General features: G+C 66.7%; 17 protein-coding genes. 15 read left to right on the plus strand and 2 right to left on the minus strand.

Annotated elements, in window-relative coordinates; all coding sequences use genetic code 11:
- Nucleotides 1-51: 51 nt before the first annotated feature.
- From IG65_RS0112220 to IG65_RS0112240, 5 genes are all read left to right on the plus strand, one after another.
- Nucleotides 52-1278 (plus strand): alkane 1-monooxygenase, encoded by a 1227-nt coding sequence (locus IG65_RS0112220; RefSeq protein ID WP_030515010.1) that lies wholly within the window; start codon nucleotides 52-54, stop codon nucleotides 1276-1278.
- A gap of 67 nt (nucleotides 1279-1345) precedes the next feature.
- A complete protein-coding gene (locus IG65_RS0112225) occupies nucleotides 1346-1510 on the plus strand; it encodes a rubredoxin (RefSeq protein WP_030515011.1) in 165 nt (54 codons plus the stop codon).
- 67 nt (nucleotides 1511-1577) lie between these two features.
- Complete coding sequence (locus IG65_RS0112230) at nucleotides 1578-1763, plus strand: rubredoxin (protein ID WP_030515012.1); 186 nt, start codon at nucleotides 1578-1580, stop codon at nucleotides 1761-1763.
- Nucleotides 1764-1805: 42 nt separating this feature from the next.
- The gene (locus IG65_RS0112235) at nucleotides 1806-2435 is read left to right on the plus strand and encodes a TetR/AcrR family transcriptional regulator (protein WP_051755834.1); all 630 of its coding nucleotides are present in this window, start codon (nucleotides 1806-1808) and stop codon (nucleotides 2433-2435) included.
- A gap of 357 nt (nucleotides 2436-2792) precedes the next feature.
- On the plus strand, nucleotides 2793-3896 hold the full coding sequence (locus tag IG65_RS0112240) for an alkane 1-monooxygenase (protein WP_051755795.1): 1104 nt from the start codon (nucleotides 2793-2795) through the stop codon (nucleotides 3894-3896).
- A 22-nt stretch (nucleotides 3897-3918) separates the two neighbouring features.
- Here IG65_RS0112240 and IG65_RS0112245 read toward each other — a convergent pair whose 3' ends face one another.
- Nucleotides 3919-5277: a cation:dicarboxylate symporter family transporter gene (locus IG65_RS0112245; RefSeq protein ID WP_036524142.1), complete on the minus strand. Its 1359-nt coding sequence runs from the start codon at nucleotides 5275-5277 to the stop codon at nucleotides 3919-3921.
- 148 nt (nucleotides 5278-5425) lie between these two features.
- Between IG65_RS0112245 and IG65_RS0112250 the strand changes: the two genes are divergently transcribed.
- From IG65_RS0112250 to ahcY, 3 genes are all read left to right on the plus strand, one after another.
- Complete coding sequence (locus IG65_RS0112250) at nucleotides 5426-6958, plus strand: ATP-binding protein (RefSeq protein WP_030515016.1); 1533 nt, start codon at nucleotides 5426-5428, stop codon at nucleotides 6956-6958.
- A complete protein-coding gene (locus tag IG65_RS0112255) occupies nucleotides 6955-7659 on the plus strand; it encodes a response regulator (protein WP_030515017.1) in 705 nt (234 codons plus the stop codon). The genes IG65_RS0112250 and IG65_RS0112255 overlap by 4 nt, the downstream gene beginning before the upstream one ends.
- 153 nt (nucleotides 7660-7812) lie before the next feature.
- Nucleotides 7813-9294, plus strand: coding sequence for an adenosylhomocysteinase (ahcY, locus tag IG65_RS0112260; RefSeq protein WP_030515018.1), 1482 nt, complete (start codon nucleotides 7813-7815; stop codon nucleotides 9292-9294).
- A gap of 67 nt (nucleotides 9295-9361) precedes the next feature.
- Here the strand turns inward: ahcY and IG65_RS0112265 are convergent, their stop codons facing one another.
- Nucleotides 9362-9736 (minus strand): hypothetical protein, encoded by a 375-nt coding sequence (locus tag IG65_RS0112265; RefSeq protein WP_030515019.1) that lies wholly within the window; start codon nucleotides 9734-9736, stop codon nucleotides 9362-9364.
- A gap of 165 nt (nucleotides 9737-9901) precedes the next feature.
- On the opposite strand from IG65_RS0112265, the gene IG65_RS0112270 reads away from it, so the two are divergent.
- The 7 genes from IG65_RS0112270 (at nucleotide 9902) to hpf (ending at nucleotide 17174) form a co-directional block, all read left to right on the plus strand.
- The gene (locus tag IG65_RS0112270) at nucleotides 9902-10549 is read left to right on the plus strand and encodes a dTMP kinase (protein ID WP_030515020.1); all 648 of its coding nucleotides are present in this window, start codon (nucleotides 9902-9904) and stop codon (nucleotides 10547-10549) included.
- Between the two features lie 79 nt (nucleotides 10550-10628).
- Nucleotides 10629-11306 carry an MtrAB system response regulator MtrA gene (gene mtrA, locus IG65_RS0112275; RefSeq protein ID WP_030515021.1) on the plus strand — a complete coding sequence of 226 codons (678 nt, stop codon included), beginning with the start codon at nucleotides 10629-10631 and terminating at the stop codon, nucleotides 11304-11306.
- On the plus strand, nucleotides 11303-13222 hold the full coding sequence (gene mtrB, locus IG65_RS0112280; RefSeq protein ID WP_195076951.1) for an MtrAB system histidine kinase MtrB: 1920 nt from the start codon (nucleotides 11303-11305) through the stop codon (nucleotides 13220-13222). The genes mtrA and mtrB overlap by 4 nt, the downstream gene beginning before the upstream one ends.
- Nucleotides 13219-15030, plus strand: a complete 1812-nt coding sequence (gene lpqB, locus IG65_RS0112285; protein WP_030515023.1) for an MtrAB system accessory lipoprotein LpqB — start codon at nucleotides 13219-13221, stop codon at nucleotides 15028-15030. The genes mtrB and lpqB overlap by 4 nt, the downstream gene beginning before the upstream one ends.
- Nucleotides 15031-15140: 110 nt before the next feature.
- Nucleotides 15141-15380, plus strand: coding sequence for a hypothetical protein (locus tag IG65_RS0112290; protein ID WP_030515024.1), 240 nt, complete (start codon nucleotides 15141-15143; stop codon nucleotides 15378-15380).
- Nucleotides 15381-15535: 155 nt separating this feature from the next.
- Complete coding sequence (locus IG65_RS0112295; protein ID WP_030515025.1) at nucleotides 15536-16180, plus strand: ComF family protein; 645 nt, start codon at nucleotides 15536-15538, stop codon at nucleotides 16178-16180.
- 280 nt (nucleotides 16181-16460) lie between these two features.
- The gene (gene hpf / locus IG65_RS0112300) at nucleotides 16461-17174 is read left to right on the plus strand and encodes a ribosome hibernation-promoting factor, HPF/YfiA family (protein WP_231509168.1); all 714 of its coding nucleotides are present in this window, start codon (nucleotides 16461-16463) and stop codon (nucleotides 17172-17174) included.
- The last annotated feature ends 51 nt before the right edge of the window (nucleotides 17175-17225 follow it).

Below are 17225 nucleotides of genomic sequence, written 5' to 3' on the forward strand. Positions count from 1 at the left end.
TGGTTACCCACATCACAGTAGATGTGGCAGCTGTATCGAATGGAGACGACGATGTCGACCGAAGCCGGAACCACCGACGGCCTGCTCGACTCGGGATGGCGTGACCGCAAGCGCTATATGTGGTTGTGGGGGTTGTTCGCCCCGACCGGACTGTTCATCATCGGCCTACCGCTGATCTGGGGACTCAACGAACTGGGCTGGCATACCCTTGCGAAGGTGCCGTTCTGGCTCGGCCCGATCCTGATCTATCTGGTCATTCCCGCTGCCGACCTGTTCTTCGGGGCCGACGGTGAGAATCCGCCGGACGAGGTCATGGAGTATCTGGAGAACGACCGGTACTACCGCTACCTCACCTATATCTACCTGCCGTTCCAGTACGCGTCGCTGGTCATGGCGTGCTATCTGATCACCGCGGACAATCTGAGCTGGCTCGGCATCGACGGCGGGCTCGCCGTCGTGGACAAGATCGGCCTGGCCCTGACGGTCGGAATGGTCGGCGGCATCGGGATCAACACCGCTCACGAACTCGGGCACAAGAAGGTGCATCTGGAACGCTGGCTGTCGCGCATCGCGCTGGCCCAGACGTTCTACGGCCACTTCTACATCGAGCACAATCGCGGGCATCACGTGCGGGTGGCCACGCCGGAGGATCCCGCGAGTTCCCGTGTGGGCGAGACGTTCTGGGCGTTCTGGCCGCGCACGGTCTGGGGCAGTCTGCGCTCCGCGTGGGGCCTCGAGCGGACCCGGCTGGAACGGCTCGGGAAGCGGCCGTGGAGTCTGCACAACGATGTGCTCAGCGCGTGGGCGATGTCGCTGGTGCTGTACGCGGCGCTGGTGGCCGGCTTCGGCATCGAGGTCCTGCCGTATCTGGTGCTGCAGGCGGTGGTCGGCTTCAGCCTGCTGGAGGCGGTCAATTATCTGGAGCACTACGGTCTGCTGCGGCAGCGCACGGCCCGCGGCCGGTACGAGCGGCCGACACCGCGGCACAGCTGGAACAGCGACCACCTCGTCACCAACATCTTCCTGTACCACCTGCAGCGGCACAGCGATCACCACGCCTACCCGACCCGCCGCTACCAGACCCTGCGCAGTTGGGACGGCGCGCCGAATCTGCCGAGCGGTTACGCCAGCATGATCCTGCTCGCCTACTTCCCGCCGCTGTGGCGGCGCGTGATGGACAAGCGCGTTCTGGCCCACTACGACGGCGATCTCACGCTGGCGAATGTTCAGCCGAGCAAGCGGGACAAGGTTCTCGCGCGTTACCAGGAGGCACGATGAGCGACAATCGCGCAGCGGCTCGTCGTGCCGACCGGGTGCGGGTGTCCCGCATGACACAGGAGGGATGATGGGGGCTTTTCGTTGCCCTGTCTGCGATTACGTGTACGACGAGGCGAAAGGCGCTCCGCGGGAAGGGTTTCCGGCGGGCACGCCGTGGGAGTCGGTGCCGGACGACTGGTGCTGCCCGGACTGCGGGGTGCGGGAGAAGATCGATTTCGAGGAGGCAGGGTGAGTGACAATCGCGGAGCGGCTCGCCGTGCCGACCGGGTGCGGGTGTCCCGCAAATTACAGGAGGCAGGGTGAGTCGGCCCTATCGGATTTTTCAGTGCATCCAGTGCGGTTTCGAATACGACGAGGAGCAGGGCTGGCCGGACGAGGGGATTGCGCCGGGAACGCGCTGGGAGGACATTCCGGACGACTGGACATGTCCGGACTGCGGCGCGGCCAAGGCCGACTTCTTCATGGTCGAGATCGAACGTTCGTGAGTCGTTTTGACTGCGGAATCGACCCGTGACACCGTCGCGGGTATGCCGCGTAACGGATCCCGGGTCCCGTATCAGGAGGCGGCGCGGACCCTGCTGCGCACGTCGGTCCTCGATGCGATGCGGGAACTGCTGATCGAGCGGGACTGGGCCAAGATCACGCTCGGCGACGTCGCGACGCGGGCGGGGGTGAGCCGCCAGACCCTGTACAACGAATTCGGCTCCCGGACGGGGCTGGCGCAGGCGTATGCGCTGCGGCTGGCAGACCAGCTGGTCGACCATGTCGGAACGGCCATCGAGGACAACGTGGGGGATGCGCGGGCGGCGTTCCGCGAAGGCCTGGCAAATTTCATCCTCGACAGTGCGGCCGATCCGCTGGTGCAGTCACTGGTGGTCGGTGAGGCCAAGCTGGATCTGCTGCGGTTGATCACCCTCGATGCCGGGCCGCTCATCGAACATGCCGCCCGCCGTTTGGGCGCGGCATTCGAAAACAGCTGGGTGGGGGCGTCGCCGGCGGAGGCGGATGTGCTCGCGCACGCCCTGGTGCGCATTGCCATCAGCTACATCCCGACCCCCGCCGCACTGCACCGCGACGCGCCGGAGGAGCTGAGCAGGTTGCTGTCGCCGTATGTGGAGGCGATTCTCGCCGCGCGGGACCGGACCGGCGGCCGGTAGCCCGAAATCGCCCTGTGACGGATAACGATTCGTCTCCGGGCCGGTTGGGGTGCCGGCCGACAACCGGGCGTGCGCTCGCCGGCCGGATCGAGTGGACTGGATGGGTACTGACCTGGGCACTCGCTGCGGAAACGATGGTTGCTGATGCGATGCGGCGCAGCTGGTTCCGGCCTCCGCTGTCTGTGACTTCGGGTCCGCCTGTGTAACGGTTACCACTTTGCGGGTTTGAACCGGGCGTAACGGCCTCGGAGCAGCTACATATTTACCTGGCAGGAGTCCAGGTTCATTCAAGTGGGGCAATAAGTGCAAACGGTCGGCAAACGCTCGGGTTCGGCTGATCCCAAGAAGCATCTGTGGATGTTGGGATTGATCGCTCCGGGCTGCGCATTGCTCCCTTCCCAGCTGGTCGCCCGGACCGGCATCGAAGCGTTCTGGTGGATCGGGCCGATCATCGTGCTGATCGTGATACCGCTGCTGGACTGGTTCGTCGGCGAGGACGGCACGAACCCGCGCGACGAGGATTACGAGCGGCTCTCCCACGACCGCTACTACCGGTGGTGCACCTATCTGTTCCTGCCCATCCAGCTGGCCGGGCTGGTGATCGCGGCCTACATGTGGTCGGGTGACGAACTCGACGTGGTGGACAAGCTCGGGCTGGCGGCGACGCTCGGTTTCGTCAGCGGTATCGGCATCAACGCCGCGCACGAGCTGGGGCATCGGGTGGAACGGCTGGAGCGGTGGCTGGCCAAGCTCGCACTGGCGCAGTCCGGATACGGGCATTTCTTCGTCGAACACAACAAGGGGCACCACGCGCGGGTGGCCACCCCGGACGATCCGGCCAGTGCCCGGATGGGCGAATCGCTGTGGATGTTCCTGCCGCGCAGCATCTTCGGCGGGCTGCGCTCGGCGATCCGGCTGGAACGCGAAAGGCTGCACCGCAAGGGCCTCGGCTGGTGGAACGTGCGCAACAACATCCTGCAGGCGTGGTCGATGACGGTGGTGCTCTACGGTGCGCTGCTGGCGGTGTTCGGTTTCGCCATGCTCCCGTATCTGCTGCTGCAGGCCGTGATCGGATTCGGGCTGCTGGAAACCGTGAACTACGTCGAGCACTACGGGTTGTTGCGCCGTCGCCTGCCCGGGGGGCGCTGGGCGCGCTGCTCGCCGGCCGACAGCTGGAACTCCGATCGGCTGGTCACCAACATCTTCCTGTTCCATCTGCAGCGCCACAGCGACCACCACGCCAATCCGGGCCGCCGCTATCAGACCCTGCGCAGCACCCAGGAGGCTCCGCAACTTCCGGCGGGTTACGCGACGATGATCCTGCTGGCCACCGTTCCGCCGCTGTGGCGGCGGGTCATGGATCCGAGGGTCGCCGCCCACTACGCGGGCGACCTCGGCAGAGCCAATATCGCGCCGCGTAAGCGGGAGCGCACCCTGGCCGTCTACCGGCTCGCCGGATAGCGGGTTCGGGTAGGACCGGGTTTCAGGCGGGGACGAGCTCGGTCCGTTCTGGGGGAGTCGCGGGGGCTTCGGCGGGTTCGTCATCGACCATGGTCGTCTCGTCGAAGGGGAGTTCGCGGTCGAGCACGGCGCGCAAGCGCACATCGTCGATGGTCTTGGTCCAGGTTCCCACCAGGACGGTGGCGACGGCGTTGCCGGAGAAGTTGGTGATGGCGCGGGCCTCGGACATGAACCGGTCGATCCCGACGATCAGGCCCACACCGTCGATCAGATCCGGGCGATGGCTCTGCAACCCGCCGGCCAGAGTGGCCAGACCCGCGCCGGTAACCCCGGCCGCGCCCTTGGAGGCGACGATCATGAACACCAGCAGGCCGATCTGCTGTCCCAGCGTCAGTGGCTTACCCATCGCGTCGGCGATGAACAGCGAGGACATCGTCAGGTAGATCGCGGTGCCGTCCAGGTTGAACGAATATCCGGTCGGCACCACGATGCCCACCGTCGAGCGTTCGACCCCCAGATGTTCCATCTTCGCGATCAACCGCGGCAACGCGGACTCCGAGGACGAGGTGGAGAAGATCAGGAGATACTCGCGGGCCAGGTAGCGAATCAGCTTGAAGATCGATACGCCCGAACTCACCCGCAGCAGCACGCCCAGCACGCCGAAGACGAAGACCAGGCAGGTCAGATAGAACGCGAGCATCAGTGCCGCAAGCTGTTTCACCGCATCCAGTCCGGTCGCCGCCACCACGTTCGCGATCGCGCCGAAGGCGCCGAGCGGTGCCAGCCACAGGATCATGGTCAGGATCTTGAACACCAGCTTCTGTGCCAGCCCCACCGCGCGCAGGATCGGTTCGCCCTGCTTGCCCATCGCCTGCACGGCGAAGCCGACCAGCAGCGCCACGAACAGGGTCTGCAGCACGCTGCCGGCGGTCAGCGACGAGAGCAGCGAGGTCGGAATGATGCTCTCCAGGAAGTGCCAGGTGCCACCGCTGCCTTCGGCCTGTTTCACGTAGCCGGCGGCAGCGCCGATGTGTTCGTGGACGTTCAGGCCGCTGCCCGGCTGCAGCAGGTTGCCGACGACGAGGCCGATCGTCAGCGCCACCGTCGACATGATCAGGAAGTAGCCGATCGACAGGCCGCCGATCTTGCCGACCCGTGCTGCCGCCCGCACCGACCCGATACCCAGCACGATCGTGCAGAAGATGACCGGGGAGATCATCATCTTGATCAGGTTGACGAACATGGTGCCCAGCTCGCCCACGGACTTTCCGAATGCGGGCGCCAGCCAGCCGACGAGTACGCCGGCCACGACCGCCACGATGACGGCGAGATAGAGCCAATGGGTACGGTCGCGACGGTGCGTCCGTGTCGAGTCGCTCATGAGATGTGCCTCCGGTGCTGCCCGATCTGTCCCTCGGGTTCGTACTGTGATGATGGGGGTGACCGTGACCTCGGTCACCATTACGTACGTTTCGTTCACGGGAGGACCGTTGCGGGCGAAAGGCCGGACCGCCGGACGTGGGCGGGGCATGACCCTGGCCGGCCAGGTCTTCGTGGTGCAGCTGGCGGTCCTGGTGGTGGTGATAGCGGTCGGATCGGCGCTGGCGGTGTGGGAGGTGCGCCGGGAACAGGACGATGCGACGGCTCGGCGGGTCACCGGCATCACGGTGGCCCTCGCGCAGGCGCCTTCCACGGCGGCCGCCGTGCGGACGCCGGATCCCACGGCCGTGCTGCAGCCGGTGACCGAACGGATCCGGCAGCGGACCGGGGTGGACTTCATCGTGGTGATGGCCCCCGACCGCACCCGGTACACCCATACCGATGTCAGCCGGATCGGACAGCCGTTCAGTGGCAACATCGATCGGGCGCTGGCCGGTGAGACGTTCACCGAGACCTACACCGGGACGCTGGGCCCGTCGATCCGGGCGGTCACACCCGTCGTCGACGACACCGGCCGGGTCGTCGCGCTGGTCTCGGCGGGCGTGACCCGGGCACGCATAGGCGATCAGGTGAGTGCGCAGCTGCCGCTGATCCTCGGGGCGGCCGGTGCCGGTCTGCTGCTGGCCGTCCTGGGCGCACTGCTGCTGCGCCGCCGGCTGCTGCGCCAAACCCAGGGACTGGGTCCGGCCGAACTGCGGACGCTCTACGAACATCACGACGCGGTGCTGCACTCCGTGCACGAGGGCCTGATCGTGTTCGACCGCGACGACGAGGCGGCGGCGGTGGTCAACGACGAGGCCAGACGCTTGCTCGAACTCCCGGACGGCCCGGTGCGACGCGCCGATCTGCCGGTCTCGCTGCGGCGCCTCGACGCGACCGTGATCCGCGACGAGATGCACGTGACAGCGGCGCGGGTGCTGGTGGTCAACCAGGACGTCGTCTCCTGGGCGGGGCGGCGTCTCGGCACCGTCCTCACCATCCGTGACCACACCGAATTGCGCGACATCATGGGTGAGTTGGACTCCGCGCGCGGTCTGGCGGAATCGCTGCGCGCACAGGCGCACGAGGCGGCCAACCGGTTGCATGCGGTGATCACCATGGTCGAGCTGGGCAATGTCGCCGGAGCCGTCGATTTCGCGACGGCCGAGCTACAGCTGTCCCAGGCGCTGATCGACCGCCTGACCGATGCGGTCCACGAGCCGATACTGGTGGCACTGCTGCTCGGCAAGGTCGACCGGGCCATCGAGCGCGGAGTGGAGCTGACCGTCGCCGACGACACCGCGCTGGAATCCGCCGCCCCGCTGACCCCGCAGGAAATGGTCACCCTGGTCGGGAACCTCGTCGACAACGCGGTGGACGCGGTGGCGCAGAATCCCGACGCGTGGGTCGAGGTGACGGTCCGCTCGGAGGCGTCGGCGCTGGTGGTCAGGGTCGCCGACAGCGGCCCGGGGATGTCGGAGGAGACCTTCGCCCGGGCGATGGAGCGGGGATATACGACCAAGGCCGAACATCACGGCCTCGGCCTGGCGCTGGTGTGGCGGCTGGTGACCCGATACGGTGGCTCGCTGCGGGCCGAGCGAAGCCCCGAATCCGCTGTCGTGGTGAGGATTCCGGTGCGATGACGGGCCAGCCGATCCGGGTGCTGATCGTGGAGGACGAACCGCGCATCGCCGAGGCGCATCACTCGTATGTCGCGCGGGTGGCGGGATTCGAGCCGGTGGGGGTGGCCGCCACCGGCCGCGACGCCATCCGGACGGCGACGCACGCCGCCGCCGCGGGAACTCCGATCGATCTGGTGCTGATGGATCTGGGACTGCCCGATATCGGCGGGCTCGAGGTGACCGCCGCCCTGGCCCGGCTGCGCCCGCGACCCGATGTCATCGCCATCACCTCGGCGCGCGACCTCGAGATGGTGCGTGCCGCGGTCGCGCACGGGATAGCGCTGTATCTGCTGAAACCGTTCACATTCGCGGCTTTCCGGGACAAACTCGAGCGCTACCTGGAATTCCGGGCCGCGCTGCCGGCCGATGATTCGACATTGACCCAGCACGACATCGATCGGGCATTGAGCGCGCTGCGTACCACCGATCCGAAGGCGTCCGCGCCGAAAGGCATTGCCCCGCAGACACTTCAGGAGATCTCCCGGGCGGTGCGCGAGACGCCGGCCGGGCTGTCGGCGACCGAAACCGGCCGCGCCGTGGGGGTTTCGCGGGTGACGGCATGGCGTTATCTGGAGCAGCTGGCGGCCGACGGCGTAGTGGAGCGCCGATCGGACTACGGCCGCGCCGGGCGTCCCCAGGTCCGATACGTCTGGCGCCGGTGATGTGCGGGCAGTGGTCCCGGGCGAGCACCGGCGCGGTCGGGACCGGAATTCGATCCGGCTCGGCGGCCGCACCCCGTCGGCGTACACCGAACGCGTGCGAGCGACTAGCCTGAGTTGTCGAACCGACATCCACCGAGAGGCTGATCCAGGCGCATGACGACCTCAGAACTTTCCGCTCAGACGAACCTGACTCCCGATGTCCGCAACGGCATCGACTACAAGGTGGCGGATCTGTCGCTGGCCGAGTTCGGCCGCAAGGAGATTCGACTGGCCGAACACGAGATGCCCGGTCTGATGGCGCTGCGCCGCGAGTACGCGGAGGTGCAGCCGCTGAAGGGTGCGCGCATCTCCGGTTCGCTGCACATGACGGTCCAGACCGCGGTGCTGATCGAGACCCTGGTCGAACTGGGTGCGCAGGTGCGCTGGGCCTCGTGCAACATCTTCTCCACCCAGGATCACGCGGCCGCCGCGGTCGTGGTGGGCCCGCACGGCACCGTCGACGAGCCCAAGGGCACCCCGGTCTTCGCCTGGAAGGGCGAGACCCTGGAGGAGTACTGGTGGGCGGCCGAGCAGATGCTGACCTGGCCGGGCGAGCCCGCCAACATGATCCTCGACGACGGTGGTGACGCCACCATGCTGGTGCTGCGCGGCGCCCAGTTCGAGAAGGCGGGGGTCGTCCCGCCCGAGGACGAGTCGCATTCGACCGAATACAAGGTGTTCCTCAACCTGCTGCGCGCGAGCCTGGCCGCCGACGCCGGCAAGTGGAGCGCGATCGCCGAATCGGTGCAGGGTGTCACCGAGGAGACCACGACCGGCGTGCTGCGGCTGTACCAGTTCGCCGCCGCCGGTGAGCTGACCTTCCCCGCGATCAACGTCAACGACTCGGTCACCAAGTCCAAGTTCGACAACAAGTACGGCACCCGCCATTCGCTGATCGACGGCATCAACCGCGGCACCGATGTGCTGATCGGCGGTAAGAAGGTGCTGATCTGCGGTTACGGCGATGTGGGCAAGGGCTGCGCGGAGTCGATGGCCGGCCAGGGCGCGCGCGTGCAGGTCACCGAGATCGACCCGATCAACGCGCTGCAGGCGCTGATGGACGGCTTCGACGTCGTCACCGTCGAGCGGGCGATCGCCGATGCCGACATCGTGATCACCTCGACCGGTAACAAGGACATCATCGGCCTGGACCACATGAAGGCGATGAAGAATCAGGCGATCCTGGGCAATATCGGCCACTTCGACAACGAGATCGATATGGCCGCGCTGGAGAACTCCGGGGCCACCAAGCTGAACATCAAGCCGCAGGTCGACCTGTGGACCTTCGATTCCGGCAAGTCGATCATCGTGCTGTCCGAGGGCCGGCTGCTGAACCTGGGCAACGCCACCGGCCACCCCTCGTTCGTGATGAGCAACAGCTTCTCCAACCAGGTCATCGCGCAGATCGAGCTGTGGACCAAGCCGGAGCAGTACGACAACGAGGTCTACCGCCTGCCGAAGGTGCTCGACGAGAAGGTCGCCCGCATCCACGTCGAGGCGCTGGGCGGCACCCTCACCAAGCTCACCAAGGACCAGGCCGAATACATCGGCGTGGACGTCGAGGGCCCGTTCAAGCCGGAGCACTACCGGTACTGAGTTCGGAAACGGTTGTCCCGCAGGAGCTTTCGCTTCGGCGGGACAACCGTCTCGTGCGCCGCGGCGCTCAGATCTGGCAGGTGGGGCTGGGGTGCAGCAACCAGCACAGCACCGAGCCCGGCTCGTTCGAACCGCTCGCCGACCCGGAACCGAGCGGCGTGTCGGCGATCGCGGTGTTCGCCTCCGGCCTCTGGGCTGTCGTCGCGGCGGCGCAGACGGTGCCCGGGGTGCATCCGTGGCTGATGTCGCCGAGCAGTTTCAACAGGTCGATGAGGCTGCTGCCGGCGCCGCCGTCGGTGGCCGAATCCGCACTTCCGGAGGCGCCCGCGACCGGGGCGGCCGGCTCGAGCGGGAGCGGTGCGGCCGCCGCGACACCGGCGGCGAGGCCCGCGGTGATCGCGAGAGTCGCTGCGGCGGTACGTAATACACGAGAGATGAGCATGGTCGCCTTCCTGTTTTCGGGACGTTTCCTTGATCCCGCGCGGCGTCGCGGCCGTTATCCGGTGCGGTGCCCCCAAAAGTAGCGTCTTCTGAAACGTCGACGTTTCCGATAACGCGCGGCGGGTGCGTGGAACAGGGCGGACGCAAAAGTTGTAACCTGCACGTTATGGGTGCACTCATCGCGGTAGAGGGCCTCGACGGCGCGGGTAAGCGGACGTTGATCGACGCCGTCGTCGCGGGCCTGCGCGACCGCGGTCTGCGCGTGGAGACGCTGGCCTTCCCGCGCTACGGCCGGTCGATCCACGCGGATCTCGCGGCCGAGGCCCTGCGCGGCCGGCACGGCGATGTGGCCGCATCCGTGAGCGCGATGGCGCTGCTGTTCGCCCTGGATCGCGCCGAGGCCCGCGACGAGTTGTCGAAACTATTGGTGGACAACGATATTGTGCTGCTCGATCGGTATGTCGCCTCCAATGTCGCCTACACCGCCGCGCGGGCCGGCGAGCAGGCGGACGGCGAAACGAGTTCGTGGGTAGCGGAATTGGAGTTCGGCCGGTTCGAACTGCCGGTCCCCGATATCCAGATACTGCTCGACGTGCCGACCGAGCTGGCGGTCGAACGCGCCCGGCGCCGAGGTGAACTCGACACGGCACGCGCGCTCGACGCCTACGAACGGGATATATCGCTGCAGGAACGTACGGCGGCGGTCTATCGTGTGTTGGCCGAATCGCGGTGGCACGGGCCCTGGTGGGTCCATGCGCCGCAGGACGATCCGGTCCGACTCACCGAACGACTGGCGGAAATGATTGGCCGATAGGGTGGCATGTGCGTCGGTAATGTAACCAGTGTTGGCGTGGTTGCCCGTTCCGAGCCGGAGAGATGACAACATAGTAATTATGAAGCCGAAGATTCTGGTCGTCGACGACGATATGGCGCTCGCCGAGATGCTCACGATCGTCTTGCGCGGCGAGGGTTTCGACCCCCATGTGGTCGGCGACGGCACGCAGGCGCTCACCGCGGTCCGGGAACTACGCCCGGATCTGGTGCTGCTCGACCTCATGCTTCCGGGCATGAACGGTATCGACGTGTGCCGGGTGCTGCGCGCCGATTCCGGTGTGCCGATCGTGATGTTGACGGCCAAGACCGACACGGTCGACGTCGTCCTGGGCTTGGAATCGGGTGCCGACGACTACATCGTCAAACCCTTCAAGCCGAAGGAGCTGGTCGCGCGGGTGCGGGCGCGGTTGCGCCGTACCGACGACGAGCCGGCCGAACTCCTGTCGATCGCCGACATCGTCATCGACGTACCGGCCCACAAGGTGACCCGCAGCGGTCAGCAGATATCGCTGACTCCGCTCGAATTCGATCTGCTGGTGGCACTGGCGCGCAAACCGCGGCAGGTGTTCACCCGTGAGGTGCTGCTCGAGCAGGTGTGGGGTTATCGGCACGCGGCCGACACCCGCCTGGTGAACGTGCACGTGCAGCGACTGCGGGCCAAGGTCGAGAAGGATCCCGAGAACCCTGAGATCGTGCTGACCGTTCGTGGCGTGGGCTACAAGGCCGGACCGCCGTGATCGCAGGCTCCAGAAGCCGCGTCGAGCGGCTGCTGGCAGCTGTGGTGGCCTGGTTCAAATCCGTCGGAGAATCGCTGGGCCACACGTGGCGGCGATCGTTGCAGTTGCGCGTGGTGGTCTCCACGCTCACTCTGTCGCTGATCGTCATCACGATCCTCGGTGTGGTGCTGACCAGTCAGATCACCGACCGCCTCCTGGACGCGAAAGTCAATGCGGCCGTTGAGGAGATGAGCCGCGCTCGCAATACCGTCGAGGCGCAGTTGACGGGCGTTTCCGATTCGAGCACTCAGGCGGTCCGGCTGCAGGACGCCGTGCGCGCACTGTCGACCGGCAGCAGTTCGTCCGCCGGCGGCGCCGGAACCTACAACGTCGCGCTTGCGATGGTGGGCGACGGCCAGCAGGAGGTGACCGCCGGGCCCATCTCGGAGGTGCCGGCCGAGTTGCGCCGGTTCGTCCAGCAGAACCAGGTGAGCTATCAGTTCGCGACGATCTCGGATCCGGACGGTTACCGCGGGCCGGCGCTGATCATCGGCAGCCCGAGCTCGGAGGTGCCGACACTCGAGGTTTATCTGATCTTCCCGCTCAACAACGAGCAGCGCAGCCTGAGCCTGATGCGCGGCACCATGCTGATCGGTGGCATCGTGCTGCTGCTGTTGCTGGCCGCGATCACCGCGCTGGTGGCCCGGCAGGTGGTGTTGCCGATCCGCTCGGCCGCCCGGATCGCCGGACGTTTCGCCGACGGCCGCCTCAAGGAGCGGATGCTGGTCCGGGGTGAGGACGATATGGCCAGACTCGCCATGTCGTTCAACGAGATGGCCGAAAGTCTGTCCAATCAGATCACTCAGCTCGAGGAATTCGGCAATCTGCAACGCCGCTTCACCTCCGATGTCAGCCACGAACTGCGAACTCCGCTCACGACGGTGCGCATGGCCGCCGACCTCATCCACGGATCCAGCGACGAACTCGATCCGGCGCTGGCCCGCAGTGCCGAACTGCTGGTGACCGAGCTGGACCGGTTCGAGGGTCTGCTCAACGACCTGCTCGAGATCAGCCGCCACGACGCGGGTGTGGCCGAATTGCAGATCGAATCGCTGGATGTGCGGATGTGCGCGCGGGCGGCGGTCTCCACGGTCCGGCATCTGGCCAAGGACGCCGGCTGCGAACTGGTGGTCGACCTGCCCGAGGAACCACTGGTCGCGGAGGTCGACCCGCGCCGCGTCGAACGCGTGCTGCGCAATCTGCTGGCCAACGCCATCGACCACAGCGAGGGCAAACCGGTCTTGATCCGCATGCGTGGTGACGTCGACGCCAACGCCGTCGCGATGGTGGTACGCGATCAGGGTGTCGGACTCCGGCCCGGTGAGGAGAAGCTGGTCTTCAATCGCTTCTGGCGGTCGGATCCCTCGCGGATGCGGCGCTCCGGCGGTACCGGCCTGGGTCTGTCGATCAGCGTCGAGGACGCCAATCTGCACGACGGCCGGCTCGAGGCCTGGGGCGAGCCCGGGGTGGGCGCGAGCTTCCGTCTCACTCTGCCACTGGTGCGCGGACGAAAACTCGGACCGAGCCCGCTGTCGCTGGAACCGCCCAAGCGGCGGCTGGCCGAGCTGCCGGCCGGGTCGGTGGAGGCGGCGGACGAGCTCGCGCAACCCGCGGACGGTGCGCTCGCCGACCCGGCGGATCCGGCCGCGAGCGGGGCACCGGCGGACGGGCCCGACGGTCACGCGGGTGTTGCCGGTACCGTCGAAGCGGATGCCGATGCCGAGCCGTCGGCGCGGACGACGCCGCCGGACGCGGACGCCTCGGAATCGCCGGACGGTGAACCGGCGGCCGAGCGGACCTCGCCGAAGCCGGCGGGTGAGAGCGCGGGCGGCTCGGACGACTCCGCACTCGCCGACAAAGAGGACATCAACCCATGAACCGCACCCGTCTGGCAACGCTGCTCGCCGCGCTGTTCAGCTGCGTGCTGGTCCTCGCCGGCTGCGCCAATCTGCCGGATTCCTCGGCGCCGCAGGCATTGGGAACGCTCAACCGTCAGCCGACGTCGACCGGCCCACATCCGCCCACCTCCGGGCGGGACCCGGATCTGTTGCTGCACGACTTCCTCGACGCCACTGCCGATCCGGCCGACCACCATCGAACGGCGCGGCAGTACTTGACGCCGGGGGCCGCGGAGGGGTGGGACGACAGCGCGCGCACCGTCATCGTCGACAAACCCGACACCCTTCGGGAGTCGAGGTCGGACGACTCCGCGACCTACCGCATTCGAGCGCGAAAACTGGGTGAGCTTGCCGCAGACGGGTCTTTCCGCGCCCAGGACAATACGTACGAGACCAGAATCGAGATGAGCAAGGTCGGCGACGAGTGGCGCATCAGCCAGGTGGAACCGGGCGTGGTAGTGGACAGCTCCGCGTTCTACAAGTCGTATCGTCGGTATCCGCTGTATTTCGCCAACAGCCCCGGGACCACCATGGTTCCCGAGTTGCGTTGGATCTCGAGCCCGAAGGATCAACTGACGCAGCGGCTGGTAGGACTGCTGGCCGCGGGCCCACAGCCGGCCCTGGCGCCGGCCGTGCGCAATATGCTCGCCCCGCCCGTCAGCGTGCGCGAAGGTATCACCAAAGCCAACGGCGAACCGGATAACGTCGGCGTCGGGCTGGGCGGGGTACGCATAGATTTCGCCGGTGCCTCGGCTCTCGATGCGCACGGTAAGGAAATGCTGGCAGCCCAGGTGGTACTGACCCTGGCAGGGGCGGATATCCCCGGCCCCTACGTGTTACTCGCAGACGGCAAGCCGCTGGACGACCGGTACGCAGGCGTGGGCTGGTCGTTGGACGACGTCAGTGCAATGAACCCGACAACTCCCACAGGAGATCGGGCCAACCTCCATGCGTTGCGGGATGGCTCGCTGGTTGCCGTGGATGTGTCCAAGGGGCAGATCGTCCGTATGCCCGGATACTTCGGTGCCGCCCGAAATCTGCAGTCGGTCGGATTGTCGGAAGACGGAAAGTTGATCGCCGCGGTCGCCGAGAGCGGCGAGCCTGCGCCCGCGCCGAAGCACACCCTCATCATCGGCAGCTATGACGGCGCTTCCACATTCTCGGTCGTCCAGGGCGAGACCATCACGCGGCCGTCATGGACCTCCAATGGTGAGGCCGCGTGGGCGGTGGTCGACGGAACTCGGGTGATCCGAGTTGCGCACGATCGCGGCACCGGCAACGTATCGATGCAGGACATCGATACGTCGATGCTGACTTCGGGTGAGGCGAACAGCACCGACCCGGTGCCCCGTCTCCCGATCACCGATCTCAGTATCTCCCGCGACGGAACGCGTGCAGCGATCATCGCCGGAGGCAAGGTTTACCTCGCTGTCGTGATTCAGCATCCGGATGGCAAGTTCGCACTGGTGTCGCCCAGGCCGGTGGCGGTCGATCTGAGCACAACGGCCGTATCCATCGACTGGTCCACTCCTGATTCTCTCGTTCTGGCACGAGAAGGAGACGTGAACCCGGTGGAGTCGGTCTTCATCGATGGTTCGGAGCTGACGCCACTGTCCAGTCAGAACCTGACTCCACCTGTGCGCGTGGTGAGTGCTGCCCCCGGTATTCTTTACGCCGCCGATTCACGTGCGGTAATGCAACTGCAGTCGACAGGACCGTCGGCGGACCGGTTTTGGCGTGAGACGCCGGGGCTCGGTGCGAACACGGTGCCGGTTCTGCCGGACTGAACAATCGATCCGCGCCATAAACCCGTTGTGCTCCAAAGGATCTCGAAGTAGTGTCGGCTGCGGCCCGACGAGTTCGTCGAGCTCGGGGGTTTGTTCAGGGAGGGATTCGAATGTTCCGCAAATTGTCTGTCGCCGCAACATCTGCACTTGCCGTTGCCGTTGTCGGCATCGGGGTCGCGCACGCCGCTGACCTGCCCACTCCGGAGGGGACAGTGTTCACGGGCGAATATGCGCAATATGACTGCGCCAGGGCGTTGGAGCAGGACCTCAACGCGCTCAATGGGGCGGCGCAGGGTACTTGTGACCCCGACGGGTCAGGTGGGTGGGTGCTGCACATCGGCACACACTGACGGCGGGAACTCCGGTCCGTCCAGCAACTAGCGCGCGGCCTGGGCATCCGGTTCCGGACAATCCGGAACGGGATGCCCAGGCTGTTCGTCGGTTCGGGGCCAATTGAACCTTTCCCCGCGCGCTACCTGTCGGTGGCCTCGGCCAGACTGGGCCGATGCGGACGCTGCTGGATTTGGTCCTGCCGCAGTACTGCGGGGGATGTGGATCGGCCGGAATCGGATGGTGCGGGGAATGTGCCGCGACACTGAGCGCGGAGCCCATGCGGGTATGGCCGCGCACCGATCCGGGGGTGCCGTGCTGGGCGTTGAGTGGATACGCGGGTCCGGCCCGGCGCGCCGTGGTGGCGGCCAAGGAATCGGGCCGCCGGGATCTGATCGCACCGCTGGGCCGGGCCCTGGCCCGCGGTATCGGCCTGCTGCGGGCTCCCGGCCGCCCGCTGATTCTGGTTCCGGCGCCGAGCCGCCGGGTCGCGGCCCGGCGTCGTGGGGGCGATCCGGTCCTGCGGACGGCGCGCGTCGCGACCGGTTGGCTGTCCGATTGCCATCTCGCACCCGTGCTGTGGGCGCGTGGTGAGGTGCGCGACTCCGTCGGACTGAGCGCGCGAGCGCGCCGGGACAATCTGGCGGGCCGGATCGTCTGCCGCATCGGTGCGACGTCGGTCCTGCGGACCCTCGCGGCTGCCGACATCGTACTGGTAGACGATGTTCTCACCACGGGCGCGACCGCGGCCGAATCGGTGCGGGTTCTGGCTCTGGCCGGGGTGAACGTGCGGGCCGTGATGGTGACATGCGCCGCGTGAGTGGGAGAAATTTGCGTGAACAGTGGCGGACGGATCGTTGGCGTAATAGCGTTGCTGACAGAGCGATCTGACACCCGAACCCAGAGTTTGGAGGTGGCGACTCGGACGACTTCGTACCGAGCATTCCGGCATGAGTGGCGGGCCACGGGTGGCAGTCTGCAAGCCCTTTCCGAATCCCGCGCAACCTCTCTTCGGCCGGCTCGGTGCGGTTGCTAACCCGCCGCACATGGAGTTGTGCGGCCAGATCCGGGAGGTACGCGTGACGACTTCACGACCTTCAGTGAAAGAAGCAGATCCCTCGACCGGTACGGGCACCCAGCTGGGTTCCGGTGAACTGAACGGAGCCGAACAGCCTATTTCGGATGTGCCCCGGACGCCCGATGCGGACGTCGTGGTCAAGGGACGTAACGTCGAGGTACCCGATCATTTCCGCATTCACGTCGCGGACCGACTCTCCCGTCTGGAACGTTTCGACCCGTCGATATACCTCTTCGATGTCGAGCTGTTCCATGAACGAAACCGCCGCCAGCGCAAGAACTGTCAGCGTGTCGAGATCACCGTGCGCGGCAAGGGCCCGGTGGTCCGGGCCGAAGCCTCCGCCGACAGTTTCTACGGCGCACTGGAATCCGCGGTGGTCAAACTCGAGGCCCGATTGCGGCGCAGTAAGGATCGCCGCCGGGTGCACTACGGCGAGAAGACACCCGTATCCGTCGCGGAGGCGACAGCCGCGCTGGTCGAGGACACCCTGCCCGCCGGCGCCGACGGATCCGAGCCGGCCGACCGCGCCGACACCGAATCGAGCGAGTACGCCGGGCCGGGGCATATCGTGCGCACCAAGGTCCATTCCGCGACTCCGATGTCGGTGGACGACGCGCTGTATCAGATGGAACTCGTCGGCCACGATTTCTTTCTCTTCCACGACCGCGAGACCGACCGACCGTCGGTGGTCTATCGCCGCCACGCCTTCGACTACGGGTTGATCAGGCTGACATAACGAGTTTTCGGGAGCTGGACGGCCGGGGCCGAGACGCCCCGGCCGTTCGTC

Origin of the sequence: Nocardia sp. NRRL WC-3656, from assembly GCF_000720265.1 — a bacterium.
GTDB lineage: Bacteria > Actinomycetota > Actinomycetes > Mycobacteriales > Mycobacteriaceae > Nocardia > Nocardia nova.

Coding starts and splice junctions, on each gene's coding strand:
- IG65_RS0112225 (WP_030515011.1), top strand. CDS start 1,346: ATGGGGGCTTTTCGTTGCCCTGTCTGCGATTACGTGTACGACGAGGCG.
- IG65_RS0112295 (WP_030515025.1), top strand. CDS start 15,536: ATGCGGACGCTGCTGGATTTGGTCCTGCCGCAGTACTGCGGGGGATGT.
- IG65_RS0112250 (WP_030515016.1), top strand. CDS start 5,426: ATGACCCTGGCCGGCCAGGTCTTCGTGGTGCAGCTGGCGGTCCTGGTG.
- IG65_RS0112265 (WP_030515019.1), bottom strand. CDS start 9,736: ATGCTCATCTCTCGTGTATTACGTACCGCCGCAGCGACTCTCGCGATC.
- ahcY (WP_030515018.1), top strand. CDS start 7,813: ATGACGACCTCAGAACTTTCCGCTCAGACGAACCTGACTCCCGATGTC.
- IG65_RS0112255 (WP_030515017.1), top strand. CDS start 6,955: ATGACGGGCCAGCCGATCCGGGTGCTGATCGTGGAGGACGAACCGCGC.
- IG65_RS0112220 (WP_030515010.1), top strand. CDS start 52: ATGTCGACCGAAGCCGGAACCACCGACGGCCTGCTCGACTCGGGATGG.
- mtrA (WP_030515021.1), top strand. CDS start 10,629: ATGAAGCCGAAGATTCTGGTCGTCGACGACGATATGGCGCTCGCCGAG.
- IG65_RS0112240 (WP_051755795.1), top strand. CDS start 2,793: ATGTTGGGATTGATCGCTCCGGGCTGCGCATTGCTCCCTTCCCAGCTG.
- IG65_RS0112245 (WP_036524142.1), bottom strand. CDS start 5,277: ATGAGCGACTCGACACGGACGCACCGTCGCGACCGTACCCATTGGCTC.
- lpqB (WP_030515023.1), top strand. CDS start 13,219: ATGAACCGCACCCGTCTGGCAACGCTGCTCGCCGCGCTGTTCAGCTGC.
- IG65_RS0112290 (WP_030515024.1), top strand. CDS start 15,141: ATGTTCCGCAAATTGTCTGTCGCCGCAACATCTGCACTTGCCGTTGCC.
- IG65_RS0112270 (WP_030515020.1), top strand. CDS start 9,902: ATGGGTGCACTCATCGCGGTAGAGGGCCTCGACGGCGCGGGTAAGCGG.
- IG65_RS0112235 (WP_051755834.1), top strand. CDS start 1,806: ATGCCGCGTAACGGATCCCGGGTCCCGTATCAGGAGGCGGCGCGGACC.